Annotated in this window: 18 protein-coding genes; 3 read left to right on the forward strand and 15 right to left on the reverse strand. The window is 70.2% G+C overall.

Annotated features, from left to right (window positions below; genetic code table 11):
* Positions 1 to 153: 153 nt before the first annotated feature.
* From HV824_RS05980 to HV824_RS05990, 3 genes are read right to left on the reverse strand one after another with little or no spacing between them, the layout of a single operon-like run.
* The gene (locus HV824_RS05980) at positions 154 to 957 is read right to left on the reverse strand and encodes a flagellar M-ring protein FliF (RefSeq protein ID WP_176422867.1); all 804 of its coding nucleotides are present in this window, start codon (positions 955 to 957) and stop codon (positions 154 to 156) included.
* A gap of 10 nt (positions 958 to 967) precedes the next feature.
* Entirely contained in the window at positions 968 to 1,453 is a 486-nt protein-coding gene (locus HV824_RS05985) for an ATP-dependent helicase HrpB (protein ID WP_176419256.1), read from the reverse strand.
* A gap of 15 nt (positions 1,454 to 1,468) precedes the next feature.
* Entirely contained in the window at positions 1,469 to 1,936 is a 468-nt protein-coding gene (locus HV824_RS05990; RefSeq protein ID WP_176422868.1) for a hypothetical protein, read from the reverse strand.
* Between the two features lie 223 nt (positions 1,937 to 2,159).
* On the opposite strand from HV824_RS05990, the gene HV824_RS05995 reads away from it, so the two are divergent.
* Positions 2,160 to 2,486, forward strand: a complete 327-nt coding sequence (locus HV824_RS05995) for a PilZ domain-containing protein (protein WP_163780136.1) — start codon at positions 2,160 to 2,162, stop codon at positions 2,484 to 2,486.
* A gap of 1 nt (position 2,487) precedes the next feature.
* On the opposite strand, the gene HV824_RS06000 is transcribed toward HV824_RS05995, so the two are convergent.
* The 10 genes from HV824_RS06000 to HV824_RS06045 all read right to left on the reverse strand — a co-directional run bounded on the left by HV824_RS06000 (position 2,488) and on the right by HV824_RS06045 (position 12,091).
* Positions 2,488 to 2,895 carry a response regulator gene (locus HV824_RS06000; RefSeq protein WP_176418118.1) on the reverse strand — a complete coding sequence of 136 codons (408 nt, stop codon included), beginning with the start codon at positions 2,893 to 2,895 and terminating at the stop codon, positions 2,488 to 2,490.
* A 191-nt stretch (positions 2,896 to 3,086) separates the two neighbouring features.
* Positions 3,087 to 3,455, reverse strand: a complete 369-nt coding sequence (locus tag HV824_RS06005) for a hypothetical protein (protein ID WP_368670943.1) — start codon at positions 3,453 to 3,455, stop codon at positions 3,087 to 3,089.
* 106 nt (positions 3,456 to 3,561) lie between these two features.
* A complete protein-coding gene (locus tag HV824_RS06010; protein ID WP_176418120.1) occupies positions 3,562 to 4,272 on the reverse strand; it encodes a tetratricopeptide repeat protein in 711 nt (236 codons plus the stop codon).
* Positions 4,269 to 6,155 carry a BatD family protein gene (locus tag HV824_RS06015; protein WP_176418121.1) on the reverse strand — a complete coding sequence of 629 codons (1,887 nt, stop codon included), beginning with the start codon at positions 6,153 to 6,155 and terminating at the stop codon, positions 4,269 to 4,271. The genes HV824_RS06010 and HV824_RS06015 overlap by 4 nt, the downstream gene beginning before the upstream one ends.
* Positions 6,139 to 7,149 (reverse strand): tetratricopeptide repeat protein, encoded by a 1,011-nt coding sequence (locus tag HV824_RS06020; RefSeq protein ID WP_176418122.1) that lies wholly within the window; start codon positions 7,147 to 7,149, stop codon positions 6,139 to 6,141. Before HV824_RS06020 ends, HV824_RS06015 begins: the two co-directional genes overlap by 17 nt.
* Entirely contained in the window at positions 7,146 to 8,207 is a 1,062-nt protein-coding gene (locus tag HV824_RS06025; protein ID WP_176418123.1) for a VWA domain-containing protein, read from the reverse strand. Before HV824_RS06025 ends, HV824_RS06020 begins: the two co-directional genes overlap by 4 nt.
* Complete coding sequence (locus HV824_RS06030) at positions 8,204 to 9,214, reverse strand: VWA domain-containing protein (RefSeq protein ID WP_176418124.1); 1,011 nt, start codon at positions 9,212 to 9,214, stop codon at positions 8,204 to 8,206. The genes HV824_RS06025 and HV824_RS06030 overlap by 4 nt, the downstream gene beginning before the upstream one ends.
* Positions 9,189 to 10,193: a BatD family protein gene (locus HV824_RS06035; protein ID WP_176418125.1), complete on the reverse strand. Its 1,005-nt coding sequence runs from the start codon at positions 10,191 to 10,193 to the stop codon at positions 9,189 to 9,191. Before HV824_RS06035 ends, HV824_RS06030 begins: the two co-directional genes overlap by 26 nt.
* The gene (locus HV824_RS06040) at positions 10,190 to 11,071 is read right to left on the reverse strand and encodes a DUF58 domain-containing protein (RefSeq protein WP_176418126.1); all 882 of its coding nucleotides are present in this window, start codon (positions 11,069 to 11,071) and stop codon (positions 10,190 to 10,192) included. The genes HV824_RS06035 and HV824_RS06040 overlap by 4 nt, the downstream gene beginning before the upstream one ends.
* A gap of 30 nt (positions 11,072 to 11,101) precedes the next feature.
* Entirely contained in the window at positions 11,102 to 12,091 is a 990-nt protein-coding gene (locus HV824_RS06045) for a MoxR family ATPase (RefSeq protein ID WP_176418127.1), read from the reverse strand.
* Between the two features lie 195 nt (positions 12,092 to 12,286).
* Here HV824_RS06045 and HV824_RS06050 point away from each other — a divergent pair, with 195 nt between their 5' ends.
* Both HV824_RS06050 and HV824_RS06055 read left to right on the forward strand, forming a co-directional pair.
* The gene (locus tag HV824_RS06050) at positions 12,287 to 13,177 is read left to right on the forward strand and encodes an alpha/beta fold hydrolase (RefSeq protein WP_176418128.1); all 891 of its coding nucleotides are present in this window, start codon (positions 12,287 to 12,289) and stop codon (positions 13,175 to 13,177) included.
* 151 nt (positions 13,178 to 13,328) lie between these two features.
* Positions 13,329 to 13,676 (forward strand): hypothetical protein, encoded by a 348-nt coding sequence (locus tag HV824_RS06055; protein WP_176418129.1) that lies wholly within the window; start codon positions 13,329 to 13,331, stop codon positions 13,674 to 13,676.
* Positions 13,677 to 13,750: 74 nt separating this feature from the next.
* Here the strand turns inward: HV824_RS06055 and trxA are convergent, their stop codons facing one another.
* Together trxA and HV824_RS06065 are read right to left on the reverse strand one after the other, a co-directional pair.
* Complete coding sequence (gene trxA / locus HV824_RS06060; protein WP_176418130.1) at positions 13,751 to 14,137, reverse strand: thioredoxin; 387 nt, start codon at positions 14,135 to 14,137, stop codon at positions 13,751 to 13,753.
* Positions 14,138 to 14,278: 141 nt separating this feature from the next.
* Positions 14,279 to 15,244: a hypothetical protein gene (locus HV824_RS06065; RefSeq protein WP_176422869.1), complete on the reverse strand. Its 966-nt coding sequence runs from the start codon at positions 15,242 to 15,244 to the stop codon at positions 14,279 to 14,281.
* Positions 15,245 to 15,654 lie beyond the last annotated feature (410 nt).

Consider the following 15,654-nt stretch of genomic DNA (forward strand, 5'->3'; position numbering starts at 1 on the left):
AGCGCGAGGCGTTCGAGTGGAATCGGCAAGGGGCCCACGAGACGGGGCACCTCCTCGGTCGGCGCAGCCGCCCTGACGGACGCGGAGCTCCGACCGGGCCGAGGCTTGCGCCCCACGCGTGTCACTTCCATGCGTTCGCGCCCCATGGACCGCTCACGCCACCTTCCGCGCCGGTCCCGGTGACAACACGGGCCGTGCCGGTCCAGGCGGCGCGGACGGAGTCGGCGTCCGGTCGCGGTAGTGCCGCATCCGGAGCGTCACCAGCACCAGCGCCACCGACAGGCCCGTCACCATGAGGCCCAGCACCGCCAAGAGGGCTCGCAGTCGGGTCAGCGGCGACACGCCCACCACCGTCGGAGCCTCTACTCGGGTGGAGACCTCGTCCACCAACAGCGAGACGGCTTCCGGCGACAGGCCCTCCACCCCCCCCGAGAGGAGGACCTTCAACGTCTCGGAGGATTGCCGCACCCGCGCCGCATTACCCGGCGCCACGCGAAGCAGGGCCGACGCCTTGGATGGACCCGGGGCCTGTCCCACCCTCGGCGGCGCGGGCACCACCAGGTGGACGCGCGCCAGCAGCACCCCTTCCACCGCCTGGAGCGTCTTCTCCAAGCTCCGCTCCATCACCCTCACGCGGCAGACGCTCTCCTCCAACGGCGTGCGCACCAGCCCGCCTCCGCCGAAGACGTCACACCCCACCTCCTCCTTCGGCCTCGGCAAGCCGAGCTCCGACAGGATGCGGACCGCGTCCGAGGCGTGCTCATCCGCCACCTCGATGGACCACGCAGGCTTCTTGCCCGCCTCGGGGACCTTGCGCGCGTCGAGCCCTCGCTCGACGAGCACGGCTTGAAGCTCGTTGGCCTGCCGCTCATCCAGGCCATGCTGGATGCGCTCGCGGCAGGCCGTGACGCTCACGAGCAGGAGGACGAAGACAGCGCGACGGAAATGCGAATGCATCGGGTACTCCTCAAACCTGGGTCTGGAGGACCTGCTTGACGCCGCCGGTCGCCTTCTCGACGACCTTGCCGGCGAGGTCGAGCTCCTGGCTCGCCCGGTAGACATGGGCCTGCAACGCGAGCAACTCCGCGGGCGTGAAGCTGCGGCCGGACTGCGCCAGCTGAAGGATGTGGTCCAACCGCTTCTGCGCCTGCCCCACCCTGTCCAACACCTGCGCCGCCTGCTGCGCTCGCGCCGCCTGCACCGAGTCCACCCGGGTGCCCGGCTTCACGTCCGCGCAGCCCGGCGCGGCGGGGCCCACGCCCTCGGCCCGGGAGACACCCCGCGGCGCCGCCGTGGGGGCGGGCTTCGGAGGCCCCTCCGTGGCCACCGGAACCCCAGGGCCCTTCGCGGGCCCCGTCACCTCATCCAACACCTTGCTGAATCGCTCCCGGCTGGGCTCCACCGCGGGCGACGCGCCCACTCCTCCCACCGGCCCCAACGTGTCCATGGCCATGGCTGGTGTCGCTCCTCAGCGGATGTTGTTGATGGCCGCCTTCGCGGAGTCGTGGCGGACCTTCATGATGTTGGAGACAGCGGTGTGCTCGCGGCTCTCCTTCTGCATCTCGTTCTGGAGCTGCAGGTAGGCCATGTTGAACTTCTGGCCCTCCGCGGCGAGCACCTTCTGCGCCTCCAGCAGGTCCCACGCCTCCTGGTTGCCCGCCGCGGCCCCCGCGCCCGCCGCGCCCCCCGTTTCCGCCGTCGCGGGCATCCCCGCCGCCGACGCCTTGGGCGCCACCGCCGACACCACCGTCTTCATGCTGGAGACGGCCGCGCTGACGATGGGCCCCCCCGGAATCATGCCGCCCACCAGGCCCGCCCCCGAGCGCACCACCTCGTTCGCCGCGCGCGCCAGCACCGTGCCGAAGTCGTTCTGCGGCGTCTGACGCGGAACCGTATGGGTGATGGTCAGCGTGGGAATCCGACTGTCATTGGACACGGGCAGCCTCCTGCGGAGAGTTGCCCGGCCTCACTTCAGCCGCCGTGCCAGCGCTAACCCCTGACATTCCCAGGCGTTGAGCCGCCAGGGCGGGTCCAGCACCGCTCCGCGGACCGGGAGGAGCGTCCGGGAGGCTGGACGGCGGCCGTGACTGGAAACTTGCGTCCGCTCCAGAGTGCCTCAGAGTTGTTGCACCCTGTCGTGTGGAGAAGAGGAGAACGCGGTGAGGACGACCGATGGCGGCCCCCAGATTGCCGAGCGCTTTCACCCGCGCGTCGACGCCAACCTCCCCGTGAAGGTGCTCCTCAAGGGACGCTCGGTGATGGTGCGCGCCCGGGACGTGTCCATGGCGGGCCTGTTCCTGATGGCCCACCCGGCCGACACCGCGCGGGAGCTCACCATCGCGGTGCCGCTGCCCGGAGAGCGGGAAATCATCACCACCTGCCAGATTCGCCGCCGCGAGGTGGACGGTGTGGCGCTGGAGTTCGGCGAGCTGGACTGGGACGACCTCATCGCCCTGGCGCGCTACCTCCACCCGCGCCTGCCCTGACTCAGGGCAGTTCCGGCTTCGGCCCCGCTTCGCGCAGCCGCTCCACCAGCGCCATCAGCTCGGCGCCTCGGAAGGGCTTGTGGATGTAGCCGTCCGCCCCGGCTTGGGTGGCGCTCTCCATGTCGGAGCGCTTCGCCTTCGCGGTGAGCATGTAGAGAGGCACCCCCGCGGTGGCCGGGTCCCCCTTGAGGATGCGGCACACGGAGATACCGTCCAGCTGCGGCAACACCACATCCATCAGGATGAGGTGGAACGTCTGGCTCTTGGCCAGCTTCAGGCCCTCCAGCCCCGTGGCGGCGCACGCCACCTCCACGGTGCCGTCACTCAGCATGGAGCGCACCAGCTCCCGGATGACCGGCTCATCCTCGACGAGGAGGATGTGGAAGGGTGCCTGGGAATTGCCAGCCATGGTTCTCCGGACGAAACACGATGCCAATGCCACCCGCCGCGCGCGGTATAGCCCTCCGGGGCGTAGCCGCACCAGGGAGGATGCAACGGATTGTGCAATGGCACCCGTCTCCCTCATACGTAAGCCGGACACACACTGGATGCCTTGCTTTTCGATTAGGAGGACTGACAGGCGGGCGTAGCCATGGTGGCTCACGGCCAGCCGCCTTCCAGCAGCTGCTCCGCCTCTTCGAGGGAGAAGGCCAGGTAGGCCTCGTGCCCTACGTTCCGGCTGCTGCGCTGGAACCGCACCGCCGCCATGGCGGAGCGCCCCACCACGCGCACCACCCGGCGGAAGCCGCGGACCCGGGCCGCTTCAACGACGCGCTCAATCTGACCAGAACCCGACTCTGGCAGCGCCGTCACGCCCGTCAGGTCAGACAGGATGTCGAGCCCCGGCCGGAGCCGCTCGAGCGCGCGCAGTGACGCATCGCCAATCTGGAGCGCTTCCTCCTCCGTGACGACACCCCAGAGGCGGATGATCAGCCGGTTCTTGCCGACGAGTGCCTCGACCGAAAACACAGGGCCACGACCTCCTGGCAATACCGGCCATTCCTCCGGAGGCAGTCTACCCTCCAAATGGCGGACATTTCCAGGTTTTCGCGTCCCCCCACACTCCGCGCGCGACTCAGATTTCGGCCACGCCTTCCCGCTCGGCCCAGCCCTCCAGGCCGTTGGGAAGACGGATGCGGACGAAGCGGCCCGTCTCTTCGAGCAGGCGCACCTTGAGGCCAGCGTGCACCTCGAAGATGGAGCGGGCGCCGGGCTGAGGCAGCTCACGCGCCACCAGCGTGGGCGCCAGCACCACGGCTTCGTGCACCGTGGCCCCCACGTAGGCGTGCGTGGCCACCAGCAACCCTGACGGAACCGCCACCGCGAAGAGCAGGACCGCCAGCACGCCCACCGCCGTGCGCCGGCCCCGCCCCAGCAACCGCCAGAGCAGCACGAGGACGAAGGCCGCCACCCAGGTGCCCAGGAAGGTCCACGCCACCACCGGGCCGTCCGTGGCCGCCGCGACGCGAGGCAGGAAGGCGTCCTCCGCGGTGGCGCCCACCACCTTGTCCACCTGCCGCGCCCGGGCCACCGCGAGGTTGGCCTCCAAATCTGGAGCCTGCCCCCCTTCTCTGCGGGCCTGTTCGAGCGCCAGCACCGCGCGGCCCAAGTCGCCCTGCGCCAGGTGCGTGGTGCCCAGGTTGTAGAGCACGTCGGGGCCACCCTGGCCATTCGCCAGCAGCTTCTCGTAGCCCTCCTTGGCCGCCGCGTAGTCCTCGCGCGCGTAGGCCTCGTTGGCCTTGAGGAAGATGTCCTGCGCCTCTTCCGGCGTGTAGTAGCCGCTCACGCCCAGCCCTCCATGGCCGCCGCGGCGGCATCCATCACCTTCTGTCGCTCGGCCGGATTTCCCCCGCCGCCGTAGCGCCCGAAGTCACACGCCTCCAGCACGAAGAGCACCTTGGCGCGCCGCTCCGCATCCGCGCCCGCCGCCGTCAGCTTCTCGGCGAGCACCTCACGGGTGAGGCCCACCACCGGCATCCCCAGCCGCGCCTCCAGGAAGCCGTGCAGCGCCTTCTCCACCTCGCCGTAGAAGGCCCCCACGTCCGCGCTGGACTGGCGCTTCTCCGCATCCGCCAGACGCTTGCGCGCGGCCTTCGCCTGCTGACGCCCACGCCCCGCCTCGGTGCGCAGCGCCAGCCGCCCGCGCACGCCGCCAATCAGCGCCACGCCCAGCAGCAGCCCCAGCGGCGCCAGCACCGCCGGGACGAAGAAGCCCCGCTTCCACACGGGCACGCCCGGCGCCTCGAAGCGCGCCTGGTAACGCACCGGCCGCAGGCCGCCCGCCGTCAGCACGTTCTTCTGCTCGTTGGCCTGGTCCGACGAAGATTGAGGCGACGCCGAGGCGATGGACGATGCGCCTCCCGCGCCCGCCTCCACCGTAATCGTCACGGGGTCGGTGCGGGCCACCTCGTACTTGCGGGCGCGCGGGTCGAAGTAGGTGAACTCCAGCGCGGGCAGCGTGAAGCTGCCCGTGCGCTGCGGCATCACCAGATACTCCATCACCCGCCGGCCCTGCACCCGGTGGCGCTGCGGCGACACCTTGTCCGTCGTGGTGGGGTCATAAATCTTGAGCGCGGCGGGGCCCTTCAGCGCGGGGGGCGTGACGTTCTTCACGTTGCCCACCCCTTCCAGGCTGACCTTCACCGTGACGGGCTGGCCCAGCTCCACGCGCGTCTGGGACACGTCCATGGACAGCCGCCAGTTGCCCACGTGCGCGTTGGGCATGTCCTGGGGCCCCCCGGGCGGCAGCGGCTTCACCTTCACCTTGAGCGCGTTGGACACCCGGTGCACGCGGTGACCGGCGAAGAGGAAGCCGGTGGTGATGTCCGCCTCCGCGGCGGTGATGGGCAGCGTGCCGGACTTCACCGGGAAGATGGCGCGGCGGCGCAGCAGGTAGGCGCGGTACGGGATGCCGTCCACCACGCGCTGCTCGCCCGACAACTGCGTGGGGCTCTCCACCTCTTCGGTCCAGAAGCCCTCCAGCTTGGGCATGGTGACGGCGTCCACGCTGGACAGGTCCACGCGCGAATAGATGTAGAGCGACAGCGTCACCTGCTCGCCCACGTACACGGTGTCCCGGTCCAGGCTGGCGCGCAGGAAGAGGTCGGAGTCCCCACGCGGAATCGTGGGCCGGTCCGCCTCCGCCATGTCGCCGAAGGCCTCCTCCATCTGCTGCATCTGCGACTGGATGCTGGCGAAGGGGTCCGGCTGCCGGTCCCGCCCACGCCCCGCCTGCCCGGGCGGCGCACCGCCCACCCGGCCGGCCTTGACCGTCAACTCCACGGGCTGCGTGCGGTACGTCTTGCCACGCACCGTGATTTGCGACGGTGGAACCTTGAGCCGTCCCGCGCGATTGGCCCTCATCACCAGCACGTGCCGCGTGACGTCCTGGATGACGGCGGGGCCACCGCCCGACAGGGAGATGGCGCGCTGGCTGCTGCGCGAGCTGGAGAGGACGGAGAAGTCGTCCGACTCCGGCAACTTCACCTGCGCGTTGGCGGGCGCATCCACCACCACCACCGTGAGGCGGAAGGTGTCCTCGGTGCCCACCTCCGTACGGTCCGCCGTCTGGTAGAAATCGAGGTCGTCCGAGGCCGCCCACGCCGGCGCGGTGGCCAGCAGGGCGAACACGGCGAACACCACGCCGAGGGCGCTACCAGTCCTTCTCATTCGGCTTCCTTTGCTTCTTCTTCTGCTGGAACCGCCAGAGCTGGAGGTTCTTCTCATTCTGCTTCATCGCATCCAGCAGGCGCTCCGCCTCCTGCCGGTCCAGGTCCGACTCGCTGGAGCCACCGTCCGCCTCGGATTCCTCCGAGGCTTCTTCTCCCGCGCTGCCGCCGTCACTGCCACCGTCCTGGGGCTCACCCTCTCCGTCGTCCTCTCCACCATCCGCGCCGCCGTCCGCGCCCCCGTCGCCCTTGTCCGGCGGGCCCTGGTCGCCGCCGTCCGCGCCTCCGTCGGAGCCGCCGTCGCTGCCACCGTCGCCGTCGCCACCGTCGGCACCGCCATCCATGCCGCCATCGCTGGCGCCACCATCCGCGCCGCCGTCGGCACCGCCGTCCGAGCCACCATCGGTGCCACCGTCCTGGGGCGTGCCGCCGTCGCCCTTCGTGCCGCCATCCTCGCCGGCATCCGGACGCCCACCGTCACTGCCGCCGTCGTTGCCGCCGTCCGTGCCGCCATCCTGGCCCTTGTCCTGCGGCGGCGGCAGGTTGCGCAGCACCACCTCGTAGTTGTGGCGGGCCTGCACGTCCTGCGGGTCCAGCGTGAGCGCGCGCCGGTAGGCCTTCAGCGCTTCCTGCCGGTCTCCGGTGGTCGCGTGCAGGTTGCCCAGGTTGTACCAGGCCTTCTGCCGGAGGTCGGCGCGGTTGGACTCCGTCACCGACTGGAACAGGGCCTTCGCATCCGCGATGCGCCCCAGCTTGGCCATCGCGTCCGCGCGGTTGAAGTCCACCGTGACGTCGTTGGGGCGCTCCTTCTTCGCGGCCTCGAACGCCTCCAGCGCTTCGTCGAAGCGGCCCGCCGTGTACGCCTCGCGGCCCTGCTCCACCAGCGGGTGGTCCCGCTCCAGCGGCCCCGCGGCCCACACGGGCGACGGCAGCGCCAGCGACGTCACCAGGCCCCACGCCAACCACCGCGCCGCGCGCGTCCTCGCGGCGCTCATGGTGACGGCCTCCGGCGCGACGACGGCAAGAGCAACATGCCCAGCGCCAGCAAGGCCAGCCCCGGAATGGCGAACGACTGGAAGCGCTCGTCGTAGCGGACCGTCACCCGGCTCTCCAGCTCACTCTTCTGCATCTGGTCGATGCGCTCCACCACCTGCGACATGGCCACGCCACGGGGCTGGAAGTAGAAGGTGCCCCCGGTGGCATCGGCGATGGCCGTCAGCCCCGCCCGGTCCAGCCGCGTAATCACCGTCTCCCCCGCGGCGTCCTTCTTGTAGTCCACGAACGCGCCGCGCCGGTCGAAGACGGGGATGGGCTCACCGGATTCCGAGCCCACGCCCACCGCCAGCACCTGCACGCCCGCGTCCTTCAGCGCCTCGGTGGCCTCACCCACGTCGCCCACCAGGTCCTCACCGTCCGTCAGCAGGACGACCACGCGCTCCTTCGAGCCGCGGTCCGCGTTCTCCAGCACCTGCCGCGCCAGCCGCAGCGCCGCGCCCACGTTGGTGCCGCCCTGGGGCATCACGTCCGGGTCCACCGCGCGCAAAAACAGCTTCACCGCCGAGTAGTCCGACGTGAGCGGGGACTGGATGAACGCATCCCCCGCGAACACCACCAGGCCCACGCGGTCACCCTTCAGCTCGTCCAGCAGCGTGGTCAGCTCCAGCTTCGCGCGCTCCAGGCGGCTGGGCTGGATGTCCCGCGCCAGCATGGACTTGGAGGCGTCCAGCGCCACCACCACGTCGATACCGCGCCGCTTCGTCAGCTCGCTCTTGGTGCCACACTGCGGCTGCGCCAGCGCGAAGCCGAAGAGCGCCAGCCCCAGGCCGTACAGCCCGCCCCGCGTGGCCGGACGCCACACCGACACGCCCGGCGTGAAGCGCTCCGCGTGGCGCTCATGCAGCAGCGCCCGCACGCGCGAGCGGCGCCGCAGCGCCCCCACCAGCGCGAGCAGGCCCAACGTCACGCCCACGAGCACCAGCAGCAGGAACAAGGGCTGCGCGAGCCCCGCCTGGTAACCGAGCACGGTGAAGCGCCAGGGTTCCACGGGCGTCACGGGAAGACCCTCAGGAAGGAGGCGCGCAGGAGCAGCTCCAGCGCGGCGAGGCCGAAGGCGGCCAGGAGGAAGGGATGGAACTCCTCGCGGTAGGTGGCGCTGGCGCCGCCCTCCATCAGCTTCGAGCGCTCCAGCGAGTCCAGCACCTTCTGGAGCCCCTCCCGCAGCTGCTCCGGGTCCGTGGCGCGGTAGTACTCGCCGCCGGTCCGGTCCGCGATGTCCTGCATCAGCTCCGGGTTGATGGGAATCTCCGTGTCGCGCCACACGGTGTTGCCGAACAGGTCCGTGCCCTGCGGGAAGGGCACCTTGCCGCCCTTGCCCACCAGAATCGTGTAGATGGGCACCCTCAGCGCCTGGGCCATGTTCGCCGAGTCCATGGGCGAGATCTTCCCGGAGTTGTTGTCGCCGTCGGTGATGAGCACCACCACCCGGCTCTTCGCCTCCGAGTCCCGCAGGCGGTTGAGGGACGTGGCCAGCGCGTCACCAATGGCGGTGCCGTCCTCCAGCACGCGCGTGCGCAGCTGCTTCACCACTTCCTTCAGCACGCCGTAGTCCAGCGTCAGCGGCGCCTGCGTGTACGCCGCGCCCGCGAACACCACCAGGCCGATGCGGTCGTTCACCCGGTTGGCGATGAACTCGCTCAGCACTTCCTTGGCGACGTGCATGCGGTTCTGCGGACGGAAGTCACCGGCCTCCATCGACGTGGACAGGTCCAACGCCACCACGATGTCGATGCCCTCCACCGACAAGTCCCGCACGCGCGAGTCGCGCACCTGCGGCCGGGCGATGGCCAGCACCGCCGCCGCCACCGCCGCCACGCGCAACAGCGGCAGCAGCGGCAGCAGGTACGTGCGCAGGCCGCGGCCACTGTGGGCGAAGACATGCGCCGCGGAGAAGCGCAGCGTGGCGCGGGCGCGCCGCTCCCGCCAGGCCTGCCAGAGCAGCAGCGGCACGAGCAGCAGCCCCCAGAGCGCCTCTGGGTTATTGAACGCGGGGAGCGGCGGCATTGTCGGGAGCCTGGGGCGGCGGTGGCGGAACGTACGTCGTGTCGATGAGCGAGTAGCCGAAGGCCAGCGCGTCGCGGCAGGCGTCGGCCGAGGAATCCGCGCGCGCGTACTTCACCATGTCCGACTCGGACACGAAGCGCATCAGCTTGTCCTCTGGCAGCCCCGGCGTGGACATGCGCCGCAGCGACGCCATCAGCTCGGAGCTGGTGCACTCCAGCGCCTCGAAGCCGTAGCGCTCGCCCAGATAGCCACGGACGATTTCGGACAGCCGGAAATAGAAGTCCTTCACCCGGCCGCGCGAGGGCAAATCCTCCGCCTTCAGCGCGTCCAACGCCTTGCGGGTGCGCACGTCCAGGGGCAGCACCGGCACCACCTCCACGTGCCTGGGCCGGTTCCTCCACCAGCGGAAGAGCACCCACGCCAGCAGCGCCGCCGCCAGCACGCCCAGCACCGTGAGCACCAGGCGCCACGAACGGATGGGCACCTCCTCCGGCGGCTTGTAGTCGAAGAGGTCCGCGCCCTGCCCGTCCGCGTCCGGCGGCAGCGTGGACGTCACGTCCACCGCGCGGCCCGGCACCGTGAACGCCTTGGGCCCCTCCGGCGTGGCCACGTCGAAGGGCAGCGCCGGCACCGTCACCGAGCCCAGGGCGAAGGCGGACATCCGCACCCGGAAGGTGGTGGTCGCCGAGTCCGGCCCGTCCTGGCGCTGGCGCGTCTGGTCCAGGAACTCGAAGTCCCCCGTCTCCTGGGGCACCTTCAGCTCATAGCGGTGGTCCTTCGGATGGGTGATGACCACCTCGTAGACGAAGGGGTCGCCAATGCGGACCTGCTGCGGCTCCAGCCGCACGGACAGGTGCTGGGGTTCGACCTGCTCCGTCGCCGCGGCCTCTGGCGCAGGGGCCTGGGCCCACGCCGGAGCCGCCACCACCGGAGCCGCCACCACGAGCCACACCGCCAGCAAGGGGATGCGCCGGTTCATGCCGCCATCCTCCGAGCCCGCGCGCGAAAGAAGTTCGCCAGCGCCTTGCCGTGGTCATCACCCGCGCGCAGCTCCACGTGGTCCAGCTCCAGCTTCTTGAACAGCTTGCGCCGCTCGTCGCGCGCGGCCTGCATGGCCCGGGCGAAGCGCCCCCGCACGCGCGGGTCGCTGGTGTCGACGACGAAGCGCTCGCCCGTCTCCGGGTCCTCCATGTCCACCAGCCCCAGCCGGGGGAAGGCCTCCTCCAACGGGTCCGCCACCACCACCGGCACCAGGTCGTGCTTGCGCCCCACCAGCCGCAGCGGCTTCTCGTAGTCGCGCGCCTGGAAGTCGGAGATGAGGAACGTCACCGCCTTCCGCTTCGCCACCCGCGTCAGGTAGTTGAGCCCCGCGGACAGGTCCGTCCCCCGCCCCTGCGGCTGGAACGTGAGGATGTCGCTCACCAGCCGCAGCACATGCGTGCGGCCCTTGCGCGGCGGCACCACCTTCTCCACCCGGTCCGAGAAGAGGACGAGCCCCACCCTGTCATTGTTGGCGATGGCGCTGAAGGCGATCTGCGCCGCCACCTCCGCGGCGATCTCCGACTTGGTGCGCTCGCGCGAGCCGAACTCCTTCGACGCGGAGACGTCCACCACCAGCATCACCGTCAGCTCGCGCTCCTCGGTGAAGACCTTGACGTAGGCCTCGTCCATGCGCGCGGTGACGTTCCAGTCGATGATGCGAATCTCGTCACCGGGCTGGTACTGGCGCACCTCGGAGAAGGCCATGCCCCGGCCCTTGAAGACCGAGTGGTACTGGCCGGCGAGCATGTCGGAGACCACCTTGCGGGTGCGAATCTCCAGCTTGCGGATGCGGCGGATGAGGTCCTTGGGAAGCACGGGGCGCCTGGCGGGCTTGGGGAGGAAGGGTCAGGGGACTTCGACGCGGTCGAACACGCGCTGGATGATCTTCTCCGGCGTGAGGTCCTCGGCCTCCGCCTCGTACGTCATGGCGACGCGGTGGCGGAGCACGTCGAAGGCAATGGCCTTCACGTCTTCGGGCGTGACGAAGCCGCGGTGGCGCAGGAAGGCGTGCGCGCGCGCCGCCTGGGCCAGCGCGATGGTGGCGCGCGGCGACGCGCCGAACTGGATGTAGTCCGCCAAATCCTTGAGGCCGTACTTGCCAGGCTCACGCGTGGCGAACACCACGTTGAGGATGTACTCCTTCACCTTCTCGTCCATGTAGATGTGGTGGACGAGCTCGCGCGCACGGACCAGGTGCTGCAGGTCGATGACCCGCTGGGCGCGCGGCGACGAGCCGCCGGACATCCGGTCCATGATGATCTTCTCTTCATCACGCGTCGGGTAGCCCACCTTCACCTTGAGCATGAAGCGGTCCACCTGCGCCTCGGGCAGCGGGTAGGTGCCCTCCTGCTCAATGGGGTTCTGCGTCGCCAGCACCAGGAAGGGCGTGGGCAACGGGAAGGACTGGTCGCCGATGGTGACCTGGCGCTCGGCCATGGCCTCCAGGAGCGCGGACTGCACCTTCGCCGGGGCGCGGTTGATTTCGTCCGCGAGCACGATGTTGGCGAAGATGGGGCCCTTGCGGACGGTGAAGTTCGCCGCCTGCTGGTTGTAGATCATGGTGCCCACCACGTCCGCGGGCAGCAGGTCCGGGGTGAACTGGATGCGCATGAAGGTGGCGTTGAGCGAATCCGCCACGGTGCGCACCGTGAGCGTCTTGGCGAGGCCGGGCACGCCCTCCAGCAGCACGTGTCCGTTGCACAGCAGGCCAATGAGGATGCGCTCCAGCATGTAGCGCTGCCCGACGATGACCTTGCTGGTTTCCTGGTTGAGGACCTCGACGAAGCTGCTTTCCTGCTGCACGCGTTCGGTGAGCGCGCGAATGTCGGTGTTCATGTCGCCTCGTGTCGGACTGGCGGCGGGCAGCCTAGGGTTTACAGGGTATCCGGCTCAACACCGCTGAGGGCCACGCATTCCAGTATGTTGCCCGCCCGTCCGCCCCTCCTGGAGTGTCCTCCCCATGTACCACTCACAGCCGCCACGCCAACCCCTGTTCCACTCCCGACGGACGGCGGTGTCGAGGACGCCGGCATGAAGGCCCCCTCGGTGGGGCCGGTGGAGGCCGCGCTGCTGGCCCAGTTGGCCCCCGCGGTGGTCGTGACGGTTCACTGGATGCCGGGCGGCGGGGCCCTCCGGGTCCTGGAGGCGGGCGCCGGCCCCACGGTGGTGCTGCTCCACGGGCGAGGCGGCGCGGCCTCCCAGTGGTTCACCTACCTGACGGTCCTGGCCCGGGGACACCGTGTGCTGGCGGTGGACCTGCCGGGCTTCGGCATGTCGTCCCCCCCCGAAGGCCCGCTGGCCACCGGCGAGGACGCGGCGGCCTTCTTCACCGCCCCCATCGAGGCGCTGTTGTCCCAGCTCGCCCCGGGCCCGGTGGCCGTGGTGGGCCACTCGCTGGGCGGTCTCGTGGCGCTGGAGCTCGCGCTGCGCGGCCGGGTGCCCGTGGAGCGGCTGGCCCTCGTGGACGCCATGGGCCTGGGGCCGGAGATGACACGAAAGGCCCGCCTCTTCTTCCGCGCCGGTCCCGAACGGCTGGCGCGCTCGCTGGGCCCCTGGGCCTGGGCCCAGATGATGCCGCCCCCTCCGACGCCGCTGGGTGAGCGGCTGGGCGCCCTGGAGTATGAGCTGCTCACCCGTCCGGGTGCCAGCCTTGAGGCCACCCGGGCCTTCAACCGGCTCGTACCCGTGGCGGGCCCCGTCTTCCATCGCGCGGAGAAGCTCGACGCCTTGACGGCGCCGGTGCTGCTCGTCTGGGGCGAGCGCGAGGACACCCTGCCCGTCTCCATCGCCGAGCAGGCGGCGCGGCGCCTCCCCAACGCCCGGCTCCTGCGCCTGGACGCGGGCCACAGCCCCCACCAGGAGCGCCCGGAGCGCGTGCTCCCGGAGTTGAAGGCGTTCCTCGCCGCGCCTCAGGAGCCTTGACGGGCGCACGGCGCGCAGCCGCCCGGCGGCGTCCAGGTGACACGGGCTGGTCCGGCGGTCGGGGTTCGTCCTGGCGGCGCTTGTCCTGGCCTTCCTGGATGGCAACCGTCCCGCCGTGTCCCGCGCGGACACCACCGCCAGGGAGGCTGCCATGAATCACAAGATGCACGCGCACCATGACCACGTCCACGCCAAGGGCTGTGGCCATCCCGCCATCCAGCACCAGGACCACGTGGACTATCTGCACGACGGGCACCTGCACCACCCGCACTCGGACCACACCGACGAGTGCACCCTCTCCGAGGACGCGCGCAACCCCGCGCAATGCACGCCGCAGCACGCCTGTGGTGCCCATGAGGCCACGCACCGTCACGGTCCCTCGTGTGGCCATGTGGCCGTGCCGCACGGGGACCACATGGACTATCTCGTGGAAGGTCACCTGCATCACCCGCACGACGGCCACTGCGACGACCACGGCAAGGTGCAGGTCCTGAGCTGAAACGAAGACGTGGCGGAAGACCTCTCCCCCCGGGAGGCTCCGCCCGTCTTCGCGCTGGACAGCGGTGTGCCGTCTCAGGCCTGGGGCGGCGCGCCCTGCTGTACCTGGCGCTCCACCAGTTGTTGACGCACCTCGTTCATGTCGAGCGCGCGCACCTGGCGGATGAGGTCATCCAGCGCATTGGCCGGCAGCGCTCCCGCTTGTTCGAACAACATGATGCCGTCACGGAAGACCATCAGCGTGGGGATGGAGCGGATGGCGAAAGCCCCCGCGAGCTCCACCTCCGCGTCGGTGTCGAGCTTGCCGAAGACGAGGTCCGGATTCTTCGTGCTCGCCTGTTCGAACACAGGCGCGAAGGTGCGGCACGGTGCGCACCACTCGGCCCACCAGTCGAGGAGGACGATTCCCTCCTTCGAGACGAGTTCCTTGAAGTTGGCTTTGGTGATGTCGATGGTTGCCATGCCCTGACACTGGGCCCTCCCCCCCGGAGGCGCCAGTGTCAGGAGGTGGCAAGCCGGGCGCCCCCCAGGGCCCGGCTCCCAGTCACCTTCAGCGCGCCACGGCGGCCCGTGACGGGTGGGCAGCCGGGGCAGCGGGCGAACTCAGCCCCAGATGCTCGCCCGGCCCATGAACTGCGCCAGGTCCAGGCGGTTGGACTGCGTCTCGCGGCGGGGCGCCTTCGCCGTGAAGGACTCCAGGTCCTGGAGGCTGATGTGGACCTCCTTGCTGGACTTGGACTTGCTGGCGCCCTGGTCCACCGAGCGCAGCGCCGTGGGGTGGTTGATGAGGAACTGCGCCGCCTCACGGAGCTCCTTCGGCGCGCCGCTGCTCGGGTCCGCCACGCGCTTGAGCTCCGACATGCCGATGTTGTTGTCCCCGGCGCCGTTGCCGCTGGCGTTCATGCCCACGCCCTCGGCGAAGTGGAAGTGGTCCTTGAGCGTCTGGGCCGCCTTGTAGACGTCCATGGGCTCCTGGCGGCCAGCGCCGAAGGGCGGGCGGGACTGAGGACCGCACAGGTCCAGCCGCGGCGGCAGGTTGGGACGGTGGGGGTTGGGCAGGCCGCCCGGGCCACCGACTCCGCCGCCGAAGCCTCCTCCGAAGCCTCCTCCGAACCCGGAGCCGCACAGCGGCGGACGCTGCGGGAGGACAGGCCGCTGCGGAGCCCCGCAGTCCGAGGCATTGCCCGCGCGCGCCTGGAGGTCCGCCTTGCTCAGGTGCACCTCGTTGTTGCCGCCATGGGCCTTGCTGGCGCCCTGGTCCAGCGAGCGCAGGGCGATGGGATGGTCGAGCACCCACTTCGCGGCGGCGCGGACCTCGGGAGGGAAGCCGCTGTTCGGGTCCGCCACGCGCTTGAGCTCCGACGTCCCGATGTTGTTGTCCCCAGCGCCCTTGCCGCTGGCGTTCATGCCCACGCCCTCGATGGCGTCGAAGTGCTTGAGCACCGTCTGCGCCGCCTTGGACGGGTCCATCGACTGGTAGGCCGCCTGGTAGCGGTCCGTGGGGCCGCAGCCACGGGTGTTGCCGGAGAAGCCGTTGCACTGAATGGACTTCGCGATGGACAGGCTCATGGTCGTGACTCCTGATAGTGATTGCTACAATGGTTTGAATTGGGGGCAGGTGGCCGTTTCAGCCGAAAGCCCCGCGCGCTGACTACATGAACATTCTCTGTCGGATACGTGCGGTGTTTCGCGCGGTGTTTTTATTTGTTTTCGCGCGCTTCCGATTGGGACGAGCCCGAATCAAAAACAAACAAGCCCGCCCGCGAGGTGTCTGGCCATTCAAGGCAAGACATCGCGGGTGGGCGGCTCGGTGGTGTCGTTCTCGAAGCGGAGCCAGGTCACTGCAGTCGGTGTGCCAGGGCCCGCCAGCGCCGTCGGAGCCAGGGCGAGGCACACGCCTGGAGGAGGACGCCCGGAATGGCGCTCCGGCAGGCCTGATAACCGCGGTTGTCAGGTGGCAACAACAGTTGTCACCCCCT

It is taken from the genome of Myxococcus sp. AM009 (assembly GCF_013372605.1).
GTDB classification, from domain to species: domain Bacteria; phylum Myxococcota; class Myxococcia; order Myxococcales; family Myxococcaceae; genus Myxococcus; species Myxococcus vastator.